This is a genomic window from Barnesiella sp. B2-R-119 (assembly GCF_023656675.1).
In the GTDB taxonomy this organism is placed as follows: domain Bacteria; phylum Bacteroidota; class Bacteroidia; order Bacteroidales; family Barnesiellaceae; genus Barnesiella; species Barnesiella intestinihominis.
On sequence record NZ_JAMOKL010000007.1, the window covers coordinates 53,704 to 69,607 of the forward strand.

Annotated in this window: 13 protein-coding genes and 1 pseudogene; 4 read left to right on the plus strand and 10 right to left on the minus strand. The window is 48.2% G+C overall.

All coding sequences use genetic code 11. From position 1 onward, the window contains the following. Nucleotides 1-6: 6 nt before the first annotated feature. The 9 genes and pseudogenes from NBH06_RS12300 to NBH06_RS12340 form a co-directional block, all read right to left on the minus strand. The gene (locus NBH06_RS12300; RefSeq protein WP_004291515.1) at nucleotides 7-2,511 is read right to left on the minus strand and encodes a TraG family conjugative transposon ATPase; all 2,505 of its coding nucleotides are present in this window, start codon (nucleotides 2,509-2,511) and stop codon (nucleotides 7-9) included. After that, nucleotides 2,508-2,840, minus strand: coding sequence for a DUF4133 domain-containing protein (locus NBH06_RS12305; protein ID WP_004291514.1), 333 nt, complete (start codon nucleotides 2,838-2,840; stop codon nucleotides 2,508-2,510). Before NBH06_RS12305 ends, NBH06_RS12300 begins: the two co-directional genes overlap by 4 nt. A 10-nt stretch (nucleotides 2,841-2,850) precedes the next feature. After that, nucleotides 2,851-3,093, minus strand: a complete 243-nt coding sequence (locus tag NBH06_RS12310) for a DUF4134 family protein (RefSeq protein ID WP_007845737.1) — start codon at nucleotides 3,091-3,093, stop codon at nucleotides 2,851-2,853. Continuing rightward, nucleotides 3,090-4,745 (minus strand): group II intron reverse transcriptase/maturase, encoded by a 1,656-nt coding sequence (gene ltrA, locus NBH06_RS12315; protein ID WP_004316241.1) that lies wholly within the window; start codon nucleotides 4,743-4,745, stop codon nucleotides 3,090-3,092. Before ltrA ends, NBH06_RS12310 begins: the two co-directional genes overlap by 4 nt. A gap of 636 nt (nucleotides 4,746-5,381) precedes the next feature. After that, nucleotides 5,382-5,597 (minus strand): annotated as a pseudogene (locus NBH06_RS12320) (DUF4134 family protein); the annotation flags it as partial. Between the two features lie 201 nt (nucleotides 5,598-5,798). Then, nucleotides 5,799-6,527: a hypothetical protein gene (locus NBH06_RS12325; protein ID WP_004304280.1), complete on the minus strand. Its 729-nt coding sequence runs from the start codon at nucleotides 6,525-6,527 to the stop codon at nucleotides 5,799-5,801. A gap of 16 nt (nucleotides 6,528-6,543) precedes the next feature. Further along, the gene (locus tag NBH06_RS12330; RefSeq protein ID WP_004291505.1) at nucleotides 6,544-6,897 is read right to left on the minus strand and encodes a DUF3408 domain-containing protein; all 354 of its coding nucleotides are present in this window, start codon (nucleotides 6,895-6,897) and stop codon (nucleotides 6,544-6,546) included. A 2-nt stretch (nucleotides 6,898-6,899) separates the two neighbouring features. Further along, complete coding sequence (locus NBH06_RS12335; protein ID WP_004291503.1) at nucleotides 6,900-7,340, minus strand: DUF3408 domain-containing protein; 441 nt, start codon at nucleotides 7,338-7,340, stop codon at nucleotides 6,900-6,902. A 2-nt stretch (nucleotides 7,341-7,342) separates the two neighbouring features. Continuing rightward, nucleotides 7,343-8,392 carry a ParA family protein gene (locus tag NBH06_RS12340; RefSeq protein WP_004291492.1) on the minus strand — a complete coding sequence of 350 codons (1,050 nt, stop codon included), beginning with the start codon at nucleotides 8,390-8,392 and terminating at the stop codon, nucleotides 7,343-7,345. A gap of 20 nt (nucleotides 8,393-8,412) precedes the next feature. Between NBH06_RS12340 and NBH06_RS13575 the strand changes: the two genes are divergently transcribed. From NBH06_RS13575 to mobC, 4 genes are all read left to right on the plus strand, one after another. Beyond that, nucleotides 8,413-8,544 carry a hypothetical protein gene (locus NBH06_RS13575; RefSeq protein ID WP_004291490.1) on the plus strand — a complete coding sequence of 44 codons (132 nt, stop codon included), beginning with the start codon at nucleotides 8,413-8,415 and terminating at the stop codon, nucleotides 8,542-8,544. A 269-nt stretch (nucleotides 8,545-8,813) separates the two neighbouring features. Then, on the plus strand, nucleotides 8,814-9,242 hold the full coding sequence (mobA, locus tag NBH06_RS12345; protein WP_004291488.1) for a conjugal transfer protein MobA: 429 nt from the start codon (nucleotides 8,814-8,816) through the stop codon (nucleotides 9,240-9,242). Beyond that, entirely contained in the window at nucleotides 9,221-10,468 is a 1,248-nt protein-coding gene (gene mobB, locus NBH06_RS12350) for a conjugal transfer protein MobB (RefSeq protein WP_004291483.1), read from the plus strand. The genes mobA and mobB overlap by 22 nt, the downstream gene beginning before the upstream one ends. 30 nt (nucleotides 10,469-10,498) lie before the next feature. Then, on the plus strand, nucleotides 10,499-12,517 hold the full coding sequence (mobC, locus tag NBH06_RS12355) for a conjugal transfer protein MobC (protein ID WP_004291482.1): 2,019 nt from the start codon (nucleotides 10,499-10,501) through the stop codon (nucleotides 12,515-12,517). A 131-nt stretch (nucleotides 12,518-12,648) separates the two neighbouring features. Here mobC and NBH06_RS12360 read toward each other — a convergent pair whose 3' ends face one another. Beyond that, on the minus strand, nucleotides 12,649-15,903 hold the full coding sequence (locus tag NBH06_RS12360) for a P-loop NTPase fold protein (RefSeq protein WP_004291481.1): 3,255 nt from the start codon (nucleotides 15,901-15,903) through the stop codon (nucleotides 12,649-12,651). Nucleotide 15,904 lies beyond the last annotated feature (1 nt).

Consider the following 15,904-nt stretch of genomic DNA (forward strand, 5'->3'; position numbering starts at 1 on the left):
TTTTAGTTATTCCTTGTTTCTCCGCCTTTCGGCAAGCTGCCGGATGGCGGCTTCGATGTCGTCGCCCAGCTTCTCCGCCAGACGGTAAACCTCCACTTTTTCCGTTTCCTCGGTGGTGTACGCCAGATACTCTTCCGCGCTGACCTCCGTGGCATAGACCGCCGACTGCGTGCCGCCCAAGCCTATCCACACCTCCTTGTAGAGCCGTGAAGGGTTGTTCGCCATGTTGATGGAGAGTATCTGCGACTTCTCCTTTTCCGTCAGTCCGAGCAACGCCTGTATCTGGTCGAACTTGTTCATATATTTCCTTTGGTCAAGCAGGATTTTACAATCCGAGTTGTTGATAATGCTCTCTTTGACCACCGGAGAACTGATAATGTCGTCCACCTCCTGCGTCACCACGATTGCCTCGCCGTAATATTTTCTGACCGTCTTATACATATAGCGCAGATATTCAGCCATGTTCGCCGATGAGAGGGCCTTCCAAGCCTCTTCCACGATAAGCTGTTTCCGCACGCCTTTCAGCCGCCGCATCTTGTTGATGAAGGCTTCCATGATGATGATGGTCACGACGGGGAACAGTTCGCGGTTTTCTTTAATCGAATCTATCTCGAAGACGATGAACCGCTTGCCGAGCAGGTCGATGTTCTCCGTGGAGTTGAGCAGGAAATCGTAACGCCCGCCCCGGTAATACTGCCGCATGGTGGTGAGCATGTTGTCGATGTTGAAGTCGGACTTCTCCACCTTGATGTCACGCTGTGCCAGTTCCTTGCGGTAGTCGTCACGCATATACTCGTAGAAGGTGTTGAACGACGGCACGATGCTACGGTCGGATTGGATGCGCTCAATATAGGCACTCACGGCACTGCCCAGCTCGCCGCTCTCCGTCTTTGTCACCTTGTCGTCCTCCGACTTCCAGAGCGTCAGCAACAGGGTCTTGATGCTGTCCTTCTTCTCCACGTCGAAGATGTAATCGTCGGTGTAGAACGGGTTGAAGCTGATGGGCTTATCTTCCGTGTAGGTGAAATACACACCGTCCGCTCCGCCTGTCTTGCGTCGGATCATGCCGCACAAGCCCTGATAGGAGTTTCCCGTGTCCACCAATACCACATGTGCGCCTTGCTCATAATATTGGCGCACGAGGTGGTTCATGAAGAAAGACTTGCCGCTGCCCGAAGGACCCAGCACGAACTTGTTGCGGTTGGTCGTGATACCTCGCTTCATGGGCAGGTCGGAGATGTCAAGGTGCAGCGGTTTTCCCGTGAGCCTGTCCACCATCTTGATGCCGAAGGGCGAGAGCGAGCTGCGGTAGTTGGTTTCCTCTGTGAACAGGCACACCGCCTGTTCGATGAAGGTGTGGAAACTCTCTTCCGCCGGGAAGTCCGCCGCATTGCCGGGTATCGCCGCCCAGTAGAGTGTCGGGCAGTCGATGGTGTTGTGGCGCGGCACGCATTCCATGCTTGCCAACTGGCTGCCCACGTCGTTCTTGATATGCTTCAGTTCCTCCGCATCGTCGCTCCACGCCATGACGTTGAAGTGTGCCCGTACCGAGGTCAGTCCGTAGGAATGGGCTTCGTTCAGGTATTGGTCTATCCACTCGCGGTTGATGCTGTTGCTCCTTGAATAGCGAGATAGCGACTGCATGTTACGGGCGGACTTCTCGAACTTCTGCAAGGTTTCCTCACTGTTGTCTATCAGCACATACTGGTTGTAGATATGGTTGCAGGAGAGCAGAAGCCCCACCGGGGAGGCGAATGACAGTCGGCAGTCACTCCGGTCGGTGGAGAGCTTCTCGTAACGGGTGTCGGTAGCCACCTTGCCCGGCAGGTCTTCCGCGTCGGAGAGGGTGTGCAGACACAGGCGGTTGTCGCCGATGCGCATCTCCCTTGCCGAAAGCTCGATGTCCTGCAAGGTGGTGTCACCTTCCGGCATGAGCGAGAAGTAGCGTTCAATAAGTCCCGTCTTTCCCTCAGTACCCACAATCTCATCGGTGGAGAGGCGGCGCAGCCTGACAAGCCCGCTGTCGTTCATGATGCGCTCGAACTGTTCGCAGGCTTCCAAGAACTTGGTCGTGGTTTCCCTGTCCAGCTCCTTCGGGATGATATGTCCCCGGCACAGCGTGCTGAAATTGCTCTGCATCCGGTTACGCTCCTTTGTTGTCTTGGTCAGGTAGAGGTAGCAGGTGTGTTTCAGGTACGGACGCTCGTTGAAGTGACGCTCGAAAGAGCGGCTTAAAAAGCTCATGTCGTCCTTCTGAAGCTCCGGTTTGTAGCGTTCCTTGATGAACCAGTCCTGTTTGTGGACGACGGAGTAGTCCGGCAGCACCTTGATAGCCTTGCACCAGCAACTGTGTATCGCCTCGTACTCCGCACCCGTCACGGTGTAAAGTTCCGGTAGTTCCACCTCGAAAGCCACCGTGATGTCGGCGTCCTTTGAGATGATGCAGCCATGCTCCACCGCTAAAAGTGGGAACCTGTTTTCCAGTGTTGTCATTTTCGATGTATTCCTCATTGTCTTTCTTCCTTTCGTTGTCGTTTGAACAGACGGGTTATCCGCCGCCGGTTGATAAGGTATCGGGGATGGCTCCGTGCCGCTCCTAATTTCATCAGCCCGTGTTCACCGTACCGGGCGTTCAGCGCGAAGGTCTGCCATACAAGGAGGGAGGACGATGCCGCGCCGAAGCCGATACATATCCACTGGTCGATACCGACCATGTAGAGGATGACGAACAGGACGAAGAGAGCCAGCAGACCTCCGCAGAAGATGAAGAGGTACTGTGCCTTCAAGCCCTTGAACTCTACCGGACGGCCGATACCCTTGTTGATTGGGTATTCAGCCATACATTATTTATTAAAGGAAGAATGAGCGCAGGATGGTGGCGGCAACAATCAGGAAGATGCACGCGCCGAACCACGAGGCGGCTGTCTTGCTGGTGTCGGGGTCGCCCGATGAGTCGAGTAGGTCAGCCCCCTTACGGGAGCTTTCCCCTCTAAGAACCGTACGTGCGAGTTTCCCCGCATACGGCTCAAGCAACATGACCGTTACCGACTTTGTTATCGGTAGAGCCATCTCATTTTCGACTTTCATATTCATAATCTACTTTGCATTTTACGTTTACAACTGGTATGTACAAGAGTTCTTACCTTTCGTCCACTGACTATTTGTTCAGTGATACTCCAAGGTCTTTCCCTGTCAATACGCTCTCCACATACAGGACATACTTTATTCTGTCGTTTCCAAATGTTTATTAGAGATTGCCTGCCTTTCAGCGTTTGCTTCATTCGGTAGGTTTCTCTCCATTCGTAGTACGATTTATCTGATGGGTCATACGGATTGGCATAATGCCGAACCTTGACGAATTTCTCATGGTGGATGGTTGGTAGATAGGTCAGTTCGAGATAATCAATCTTATCTTTCTTGCCCATATCTGCCGCAAATCTCCACGAGTGCCCATTTAGTGTTCTGAAATACTTATCCTTTACCCATCCTTTACATTTCTGCGGATGTCTGCGTCTTGCCCATTGCCATATTTTCTTGAAGATTTCCCAATCCATTCGGTGGAATACATTCGCAGAAGTACCATATTTATAATAATTACCCCAACCTTTTATGATTGGATTCAGCATCATAATAAGTGACTTCTGTTTTACACACTTGTTGGCTTCTATCGTCTTGCGGATTTTTTCGCAAAACCTCTTTTGCGCATCTTTGGATGGAGTTGTCAGCAGCGTATTATTGCGGAACTTTCGGATATTGAAACCGAGAAAGTCAAATCCCTCATTTATATGTGTGATTTTTGTCTTTTCTTCTGATAGTGTCAGACCTCTTTCCGCAAGGAACTTACGTACTAATGGAAGTATAACCTGTTCTATCGTTTCCTTATCCTTTGCCGTTACAATGAAATCATCTGCATATCGTACAAGATGTATCTTAGGAACTATCTTTTTGTAGTTCACCTGATATTTCTTGACACTCTTTTCCAACAAATCTTGCAGTCCGTCAAGTGCCATGTTTGCAAGAGTTGGGGATATTATGCCACCTTGTGGGGTTCCCTCTTCCGTAGGAAAGAGTTCTCCATTGAACACATATCCGCATTCGAGCCATTTGCGTAGTATCTCCTTATCCATAGGGATATTGTTGATTAACCACGCATGGCTGATATGGTCGAAGCATCCTTTGATGTCCCCCTCAAGAATCCATTCGGGAGCGACCGAACGAGAAAGAACGATGTAGCATTGCTCGATGGCATCATGTGTACAGCGATGTCTGCGGAATCCGTAGGAATGGCTGTCGCCAGTGGTTTCCGCTATCGGGTCAAGTGCCATTAGGTACAATGCCTGCATCGCACGGTCTTTCATCGTTGGTATTCCGAGTGGGCGTAATTTCCCGTTCTTCTTTTTGATATTTACACGTTTTAAAGGTTGTGGCTTGTAGCCATGTCTTTTCAGAGTGAATATGGCTTTGGCTTTCGCCAATGGAGAAGACCATGTAATCTTGTCAACGCCGGAAGTAGATTTTCCTTTGTTAGTCGTAACTCGTTTTACCGCCAATGCTTTGGCGTAGAACGAGTGGGTAAGCATCCATTGCAGGGCTTTCACCTTGTTATTTCTGCCTTCCCTTTGAGCCTTTACAATACGTGCTTGCAGCTTTTGGACAAAACGCTCACATTTGTCCCAGTCGATTTTCGACCAGAGTTCGTGAATGTCTATGTCTTCGGGCGCACACGCCAATTTCTTTGCGTTCATTTGCTTTCCTTTCTTTAAAAGTTCTGTAAACTATCTTGTAAAGTGTCACCATAGGCGGAAGTCTGCCCACTTTCGTGTCGGATGATGTTACCTTTACCAACCCGTGATATTGGCTCAATCCGTATCCTCCCCATTACAGGGAGGCATTCGCTTTTTCCGCTATCCTATACCCACACCCCATGTAGGCTTGCCTTGCGGCTTGCTTACCAGCTCTGATGAACTGGAGAGATACGGGCTTACCGTGTTTTACATAAGTGATAAATAAGCGGGTTAGGTCCTGTCTATTCCACCGGCAGTGCTAATGTCCGTGTGCCCCCAAAGTTCAAGAGGACAGCCGACTGCTTACCTTTTGGTCCGAGCCTGTCAACAGCCTTTGGCTCGTTATACCTTACGATGTTTATCGGACAGTTCACTTTCGTTGACCATACCGCTAAGCCAAGCTCCTCGTGCTGAATGGTGTTATCAGCCGTTGATTTCCCCTCACGGTTCAATCTTCTCCTTTTGGAAAGGCTACCTTGTCGGGACAGCTCCGTACAAAAGGATTACTCCCAATGCACGTGTCCGTAGGCTACTCCAGACGGAACTGGAGGTGTAATCTTGATGTTACACAATCACTTACGCAACTTCACGTCGCACAAACTTGCCGTACACTTTTACGCCCCCGATAAGCCCGACGACTGCACCGATGGCGTATATCAGTTTAGTTCCGGGGTCGAAATAAGAACTCACCATAGAGGTGGCTTCGTTGATGCCCGCGATGCCGTTTCCCTGCGCGAAAGCGGAGGCGGTTGCGGCGATGACAAGTGCCGCGGAGAGGATTGCTTTTCTGTTTTTCAAGATGTTCTTGTTCATAAACTGTTCTTGTTTTTTGCCGTCAAAAGGGTGGATGGTCCTTTGTCGGGCGGTTGATACTTTGTTTCTTTACTTTGGTTTTAGTGGATGCCCGTTTGTTTCCACGGACGTGGGCGTGTCCGTTGCGGATGGGGATGCGCCTTGCGTTTCCTCGCCGCGTGGGTTGATGTCATTCTTTCATGTTCATTTCTTTTATTGTTGTCATACATAGTTGCGAATGTCGAACTCCTCGATGTTGTCCGGCACGACGAACTCCTTTTCAGATTTCTTCAGCCGAATCTCGATAAGCCCCTTGATGCGGATGCCTATCTCCGAAGAGCCTTCCATCATTTTCTCGTACAACTCCGTGCCCTCCATGTCGGTGAACACCTTAGCCGCCTTTTCACGTTCCGCCTGTGTCGCGTCCGGGTTTTTGGCGGTCTTGCAGGCGTCGTCAATCTCGTCAAAGCTGCTGCCCGAAGCCCGTGGCGTGTCCGAGGCGTCCTCTTCCGGTTCGTCGTCCCCGTATCCCAGTTCCTCCGGCGGTATGCTCGTGAAGGTCTCATCGAGTTTTTCCTCCGGGACTTGTGCCGGGCGGGATGCGTTTCCCGTTTTTCCGTCGTCAAAAGTAGCCTCTTCCTCCGACAGCTCAATGCCTTTTTCAATAGTGGCGGCTTCTTGCGTCGGTATGGCAGCGGTTGTCCGGGTGGATGCCATCCTGAAACGGCTCTTGCCGATGATGTCCGCCTTTTCCGCAGGGACTTCCTCGTGTGCCGCTATGCGTTTAGCCTCATTCCCGTCCAGTGACCGCCATAATCCGACAATGCCCTTGAAGAAGCGGACAATCCGCGTGTCCATGATGCGCTCGTAAAGGAGCAGGAACAGGAACCAGAGGTTGCAGCCGACCGATACCGCCAGCAGAATGTCTGTCATGCTGATTGTGTAATTCATATCCTTCCGTTTTTGGTTAGAATACTGAATTGTAATTTCGGGCATAAAGGCTCTTTATCGCATCTTCGCACTGGTTGAAGTGGTGCGTCAGCACATGGTCGATGTAAGCGGACAGCGTAAGCCGGTCATGCCCGATTACACGGGTGATACGCATGATACGCTCGTGGTACTCCGGGCGCACATACGCCATCTTCCCCTCACGTGCCTTTACTTCCGGGTCGCGGATGAACAGGCGTTCATAGTCCTTCTCACTGCATTTGCCGCTTACCGGGACAGGCGACAGTATTTCCACACTCGCCTGCACTTGGGTAAACATACCTCCGCAGTCTTGCTGTGGTCTTTTTTCATTCGGTGTCATTTCTTTTTCCATTTTCAAATCAGATCTTCACGTTGTTTCTTGTACAGTTCGTTGATTCTCTCCTTGTGCTGTTCCAGATGCTGGCGCAGCACGGTATCCACATATCCGCCTACTGAGATTTCCCCTCCGGCGATGTCGTTCACGATTCTGAGGATCTTGCCGTGGACGTCACGGCTGATATAGACACATTGGCGGGTCTTTATCTCGTTGCGGCGCAGGAATAGCTCGTTGTAGTCCTCGTCCTGCCTTTTCCGGCGTCCACTTTCCCTCTGCGCTTTTTCCCGTGTTACGGGTTGCACAGGAGATGGTTCCGGTGCGGCGGTGTCCTCTTCGGTCGGTGCAGCTGCGGGTACTTCCTGTGCGGGGCGCAGTGTCCCGTCCTGTGTGCGCCGCCCGATGGAGGCTAACAGCAGTTCCTCGTCGATGCCTTCCGTGTTCACTTTCCTGCTGCCCATGCTCACTGCGGTCTGATGATGTCGCTTATCTCTTCGGAAAACTCCCGGATGCCACTCCCTTTCAGCAGTGCCGTGTCCATCGGGAAGATGGTGGAGCGGAAAACGCTCTTGCGCTCTTCCGAAAGGTCACGGCGGAACTTCTTGCTGTCGGGCAAGCGGGTGGAAAGTACCGGAAAGCCCATTTCGGCTATCACTTCCTCGTAGATGCCGTACAAGTCGTTCCTCTCCCTGCCGTCCACCATCGTCCAGAACAGATGCAGCCCCTTTGTTTTCGCCTGTCCGGTAGTCATCAGCCTGTCGCGGAACATCGTGACGAATTTCAGGGTACTCTCCACGACAAAGCGGTCGGCACTCAGCGGAGTGAAAATGTAGTCCATCTGCGAGAGCGTCTTTATCACGCCGTTGCTTCGGAGTGTGCCGGGCATGTCGAAGAACACCACGTCGGGTTTCACGTCCTCAGTGGCAATCATCCTCTCGGCATCGTCGAGGGCGTTCACCGCATTGCTTTTGACGATGGTGTAGGCGTTCTTTTTGATCCGGCGGAAATGGTCGCAAGCGAGAGCCTTGAAGTAGGTGCTGCTGTCGATAAGCCCCATTTCGTGTTCGCGCAGCCCGTGGATGCTGTGCTGCGGGTCGTCGCAGTCCACGACGGCGACATTGTAGCCTTTCACGTTGTGCAGGTAGCTGGCGGCAAGTGCCGTGACAGTGGATTTGCCGATGCCACCTTTCTGTGTTGCGAATGCAACGAAGATTTCCTTACTCATAGTTCCATTTATTTTAATTGTTGATGATTTGTTTTTCTGTTTCCATACGGATTTGGCTGTCGCACCATCCGCTTCCGTGACTACACACGCAGGCGGGTCGTCGCGTATCCGGTTCTGTGGTGAAGCGGTGCGTCGGACAAATGGTGATTGACGACATTGCGTCATGAAGTCATTGAATCCATACGTCACCGAATTGTCGGAGAACCGGGTTTCCGACGGTTCGGGTATCCGTTTCGGCAAGTATCCGAAGAAGCGGATTTCCGGGTATTTGAATGTTCCGTTTATCATATCTTCAAATCGTTCGTTTCTTGAATCATGCTGCAAATAAACAAGTATATTTTGGAACCTGTATCACTTCTCCGGCAAGTGGCGGCACGTTGCGCCGGTTGGCAGTCATTGACCGGGTCAAGCATCTGTCCGATACCGCTTTAAGGGCGTAACTTTGCACCCGGACAGCAGGGTTCGCCGATGACGCGCGGCCCGGAGTCCTGAAAGGTATTTTCCCAATCCGTCCCCTGACGGATTTTTATGTTCACCTGAACATAGCAAGATGTCTTTTCAGCCGCTCAAAATATTTTGAGCAGCCACGAAAAGCACTTGCCCTTGCAGGGGGCGGGCTTTCCCTCCGAAGTCGGGAAGCCTTTCAGAACTGCGGTGCTGTAATCCGAAGCGGCGGCTTATGCCGTCAATCCGCTAAATCCAAAGTAATATGAAAGAGAAAAGGAAAAGCAAATCAGGGAGAAATCCCAAACTTGATCCGGCGGTGTACCGGTACACCGTCCGTTTCAACGAGGAGGAACACAACCGTTTCCTCGCCATGTTCGGAAAATCGGGTGTCTATGCACGGTCTGTTTTCCTCAAAGCGCACTTCTTCGGGCAACCGTTCAAGGTGCTGAAGGTGGACAAGACGTTGGTGGACTATTACACCAAACTGTCGGATTTTCATGCACAATTCCGTGCCGTGGGTACGAATTACAACCAAGTCGTGAAGGAACTGAGGCTGCATTTTTCAGAGAAAAAGGCGATGGCGTTGCTCTACAAATTAGAGCAACACACCGTCGAACTCGTGAAACTGAGCCGCCGGATTGTGGAACTTTCAAGGGAAATGGAGGCAAAATGGTCGCAAAAATCAGTGTAGGAAGTTCGTTGTACGGCGCGATTGCCTACAACGGGGAGAAGATTAACGAGGCGCAGGGGCGGCTTCTCACCACCAACCGCATCTACAATGACGGTTCGGGAACGGTGGACATAGGCAAGGCGATGGAGGGTTTTCTCACCTTCCTGCCACCGCAGATGAAGATCGAGAAGCCGGTGGTGCATATCTCTCTCAACCCGCACCCGGAGGATGTGCTGACCGATATTGAGTTGCAGAATATCGCCCGCGAGTATCTGGAAAAACTCGGTTTCGGAAACCAGCCTTATCTTGTATTCAAGCACGAGGACATCGACCGCCACCACCTGCACATCGTGACGGTCAACGTGGACGAGAACGGGAAAAGGCTCAACCGGGATTTTCTCTACCGCCGCAGCGACCGTATCCGCAGGGAACTGGAACAGAAGTACGGATTGCATCCGGCAGAACGTAAAAATCAGAGATTGGATAATCCGTTGCGCAAGGTGGCCGCATCGGCAGGTGATGTGAAGAAGCAGGTAGGCAACACCGTGAAGGCTCTGAATGGGCAGTACCGTTTCCAGACGATGGGCGAATACCGTGCGCTCCTTTCCTTATATAATATGACGGTGGAGGAAGCGAGGGGCAACGTGCGCGGACGGGAGTATCACGGGCTGGTCTATTCCGTCACGGACGACAAGGGTAACAAGGTGGGCAACCCGTTCAAATCCTCGCTTTTCGGGAAGTCCGCAGGCTATGAAGCCGTACAGAAGAAGTTTGTCCGTTCCAAATCGGAAATCAAGGATAGGAAACTGGCAGACATGACGAAACGCACCGTCCTTTCCGTGCTGCAAGGCACTTATGACAAGGACAAATTTGTATCCCAACTCAAAGAGAAGGGCATCGACACCGTACTGCGCTACACAGAGGAAGGGCGCATCTATGGGGCTACCTTCATCGACCACCGCACGGGATGCGTGCTGAACGGTTCGCGCATGGGTAAGGAGCTTTCGGCGAATGCCTTGCAGGAACACTTCACCCTGCCATACGCCGGACAACCGCCGATACCGCTATCCATCCCTGTGGATGCTGCGGACAAGGCACACGGGCAGACCGCCTACGACAGTGAAGATATATCGGGCGGTATGGGCTTGCTCACTCCCGAAGGTCCGGCGGTAGATGCCGAGGAAGAGGCTTTCATCCGGGCGATGAAGCGCAAAAAGAAGAAAAAACGCAAGGGCTTGGGTATGTAATCAGAGTATCAACAATTAAAAAATCAATGTATGTCACAACAAGAAGACGATTTGAGGGCATTGGCGAAAATCATGGATTTTCTGCGTGCCGTGAGTATCATTTTAGTGGTCATGAACGTGTACTGGTTCTGCTACGAAGCCATCCGGCTGTGGGGCGTGAACATCGGCGTGGTGGACAAAATCCTTCTGAACTTCGACCGCACGGCGGGGCTGTTCCATTCCATTCTCTACACGAAGCTGTTTTCCGTCCTTTTGCTTGCCTTGTCCTGTCTGGGTACGAAGGGTGTCAAGGGTGAGAAAATCACTTGGGGGAGAATCTGGACAGCATTTGCCGTCGGGTTCGTGCTGTTTTTCCTGAACTGGTGGTTGCTGCCCCTGCCGCTGCCGCTTGAAGCGGTGACGGGACTGTATGTCCTTACCATTGGAACGGGCTATGTCTGCCTGTTGATGGGTGGTCTGTGGATGAGCCGCCTGTTGAAACACAATTTGATGGAGGATGTTTTCAACAACGAGAACGAGAGTTTCATGCAGGAAACGAGGCTTATCGAAAGCGAGTATTCGGTCAATCTGCCGACACGTTTCTATTACAGGAAACGCTGGAACAACGGTTGGATCAATGTAGTTAATCCCTTCCGTGCGTCCATCGTGTTGGGTACGCCGGGCAGCGGCAAGTCCTATGCCGTGGTAAACAATTTTATCAAGCAACAGATTGAAAAGGGCTTTAGTCAATACATCTACGATTTCAAGTATCCCGACCTATCTACTATTGCCTACAACCATTTGCTGAACCACCCGGACGGCTACAAGGTAAAGCCGAAGTTCTATGTGATCAACTTCGACGACCCGCGACGCTCTCATCGGTGCAATCCCATTCACCCGGATTTTATGGAAGATATTACGGATGCCTATGAGAGTGCCTACACAATAATGCTCAACCTCAATAAAACGTGGGTGCAAAAGCAGGGCGACTTCTTCGTGGAGTCACCTATCATTCTGTTTGCCAGTATTATCTGGTATCTCAAAATCTATCAGAACGGGAAGTTTTGCACGTTTCCCCATGCTATCGAGTTTCTGAACCGCCGTTACGAGGATATATTTCCGATACTGACCTCTTATCCGGAGCTGGAGAACTACCTTTCGCCGTTCATGGATGCGTGGCTTGGAGGGGCTGCGGAGCAGCTCATGGGTCAGATAGCGTCGGCAAAAATCCCGCTTTCGAGGATGATTTCACCGCAGCTCTACTGGGTGATGTCAGACAGCGAGTTTACGCTGGACATCAACAATCCCGAAGAGCCGAAAATCCTCTGCGTGGGTAACAATCCCGACCGTCAGAATATCTACGGTGCGGCACTCGGTCTGTATAATTCCCGTATCGTGAAGCTCATCAACAAGAAGGGGATGCTGAAGTCATCGGTCATCATCGACGAGTTGCCCACAATATACTTCAAAGGGTTGGACAATCTTATAGCTACCGCCCGAAGCAACAAGGTTGCCGTGTGTCTGGGCTTTCAGGATTTCAGCCAGTTAGTGCGTGACTACGGGGACAAAGAGGCGAAAGTGGTGATGAACACTGTCGGCAATATTTTCTCCGGTCAGGTGGTGGGGGAAACAGCCAAGACGCTCTCCGAGCGGTTCGGTAAGGTGTTGCAGAAACGGCAGTCCATCTCCATCAACCGGCAGGATGTTTCCACCTCCATCAACACGCAGATGGACGCGCTCATTCCACCGAGTAAGATTTCCGGGCTTACGCAGGGAATGTTTGTCGGTTCTGTATCCGACAACTTCAACGAGCGTATCGAGCAGAAGATTTTTCATTGCGAGATTGTGGTGGATGCCGAAAAGGTGAAACGGGAAGAAAGTGCCTACAAGAAAATTCCCGTCATTACAAACTTCACGGACGAGGACGGCAACGACCGCATGAAGGAAACGGTGCAGGCGAACTACCGGCGCATCAAGGAAGAGGTGAAGCAGATTGTGCAGGAGGAACTGGAGCGTATCAAAAACGATCCGGTGCTGTGTAAACTGCTACCAGATAATGAGACTGTCTAACAAGTCCCCAAAATTGAAAATTATCCCTATCGAAGTTTGAAGTGACCCCCAAAAGTTGGATACAATTTTTTTGGGGGGCACTTCAGTTCTGACGGGTAAAATCGTAAAATTCGGACTTGTTAGACAAATACTTACGCGGTTTCAACCTCAGGTACTGAATCTATCGAATTGACAAATTTAACCAATTGCGGATCTGAATCTTTTTGTATGAGGTTTCGGAGACTCTTTTTCAATTCATAAGCATCATCCCCTGCTGTATTTATTAAATCCATATAAAAATCTTTGTTTTGCAGAATCAATGAACGGCATGCCCCATCGGAAATTACAGGTTTCACTATTTTATCAATAACGTCTCCAGCTTGACTTTTCAAATTACCATGCGATCTAAGCCATGTTTCGAAAAATTGAAACTTTATTGCATTGATAGTCTTTTTACCGATGCAGAAATCATTTCTTATATCGGTAACTGTCGATTTAATTTTTCGTTTATCCAATCTTTCAACTATATTCTTGAAACAATTAGGGAAAGGATTCAAACTTTGAGTTCCAGAAGCAATATCCATCAGAATCTTTTTGCCAAATTCAGTCAAGTTATCTGGCAAGGATTTGATTTTAGCCAGTAAATGTTTTATTGCGACAAACCAATAATATGATGTATGTGCTGTTCTTTGGGCGTATAATGTATCAACACTTATTTCAGACAACGCTTCGAACGCTATTTTATTGATATGATCGGTCAGGACATTGCTTATTTTAGTGGTCAAATCGTAAAAAGATGCGTCAGGAATTACATCTTTAATATTGTTCTTAGTGATATACTTATCCAAATCGGTATTCCACTCTGCTAAATGCTCGATAAATACCTCATCCGTTACACCTATTCTGTTCTTAATATCTTCAAATTGGGGCAATATGTCTGAGAGCAATAATTTATAGCCAAGTTTATGATTTACCATGTATTGTAGTGTTTCATTTAATAGCGGTATATTCCATCCCACACTATTTACTAATAAGTCTCCATGATCCACATAATAGTCCATGAGTTCTGCAACATATTTTATATCTCCACCCTCTATTAAGGAAACGGAATGACCATGTGCCAATTGCATGGCGACTAAATCGTAATATCCAGACTCTTTAATGTTTCGGCCATCAGTTTCTAATTCAGAATGCAACTGATTTATGTAGGTTGAATCTAACGTTACAGGTAAAGGTCTTTCTTCGTCAGATGCCAATAAACGATAGGTTGTAAATATAGCCCCTATATTATCTTTATTTACATTCTGTTCATCAATGCAATTCGTGATCGCTTGCAAAAGCGTTGGAAACGTATAGGTAGAATTATCTTTTAACGTTTTTACAATATCTGCATGGTCGAAATTATCGGGTAGTAAGTTTGCCAAATAATTATCGAGCGCCTCCGAATTTGTTGCTACTTGATAATATTTATATGCTTTAGTTGTCGCGTTATCCCGATAGGCAGCATCTGTTGCATTTGCAGCTTGAATATAATCGATAAATGTATTTGGCTTGACTGTTTTTGCTTCAATCAATGACGTAAAATCGCACGCCAACTTATTTTGCGCAATAAACCTGTCTATTGCATCTAACGTTTTGAAATAGTCGCCGCCATTGAAGTCATTGAACCGAACTATCTTCTTATATAATTGAGCAATCACATGGTTTTGGCTTTCCGTGTCTAAATGCAACAGCAGTTCTTGGTATTCGACAGGGAACACCTGCTTCTCTATGGATTCTTTTAATTTCAATTGTGCTATTCTTTGCCATACACGCAGAATAACATCGCTCTTTCGAGTTAATTTATGCAAACAATGTATAATCTTATCGATAAGCGCATTGTCCATACATTGTATAACTTCTTCTAATACAGTGTCAAATTGTTTATTAGTCTCTGCATATTGATTTATGTCGTGGTCTTCTTCTCCGTTGATGCAGCCTTCAATATATTTTTTCAATGGAATTTGTCGAGCATCTTCAACATCGACACCATATACCAAAGCTGCAATTTCGCGTTGTGTTTGCAGATCATTGTTAATTATTGTTTGAATGCCATTCAGATAGTCGCCGGACAATATTTGTTCTACTGGATTTGCCAGAATATCCGTCTTCTTCAAACAGAACAATGCTATGTTTATCATCAAAATTTCGTTACACCACTCTTGTTTAAGAGCGACCATCTCATTGATATATGATATAATTTCCCTAACATTGGCATTAGGATTTACCAATCTGAATATCCGATTTATAGTTTCTTTCGCTTCATTTTCTGTTTCTCCAAATGCTTCAACAAACAGTTTGTTGAATATACTTCGATAGTCGGTAATAACAGGAGGAGCAACACGATAAACAATAGGGAAAGTTTTATTGATAAAATACTTGGTCAGTTGTTTCGTTTGTTCGTCGGTCTCATCTCCGAATGCACAAGCTAAATGTGTTTCATCGAAAGGAATAACAGCCCAAACATTTTCAAAACCGCTATCGGCGAAGAACGTATGGATAGAAGACCATAATTCTTTTACTTTTTCAGCGGGGAGACGATCCATGTTGTCAAAAACAAGGACTAATTTACGTTGTCCTTTTTCCTTGATAAAATCAGAAATGTCTTGCATCCATGTTTTGAACTCGTAAACCGTTGGTTCGTCTTCGCTCAAAGTCTCATAGCAAACGTCCTTTTCGACTTTATCTTGATAAATAGCTAACATATAACTCCATCCATATTTATGATCTTTGCTATATGCCCATTTCCAAACGCACAATGCAATAAGAACTGGCAGTGCAGCTATGATAATAGACAATAAAGAAAACCACCATGTTGTGGGTGTAGGTTTTACTGCATACGCAATAAATGTAAATATCGGAGTTAAAACTGCAACCAAAAATGCCGCAACCATACCATTACTGATAAGGGGATATTTTTCGGTTACGGTCTCCGTTTTACGGGCTAATAAATATTTCAGCTTTTCAGACCATGATACGGTTTTCGTACCTCCACCTTTGACTTTTATTGTTGCATTTCCAGATAGGATACCATCATCAATAAGTTTGCTTGTAAGCAATTCCAATATAGAGCGGCGTTGCAAGTCCTCTTGATGTCCCCATGCGTCATACTCAAAAAAGTAATAGTCGTCTGATAATTCACGTTCCAACATTTTAACCACGTTGGATTTTCCAGATCCCCAAATACCTTCGATGCCGATAATTCGAGGTAAAGTACATTCCTCATCCAATGAATCATTCTGACAAAAATGGCGAGCAATAGTTTTTGCCAACCTTTCTTGCGAACCTCCATCGAATTTGTCAATACCACACGGTTTATTTTGGATAAACCGCGGATATTGCTGTTTGGATTGTAGTTTTGTTTCCATA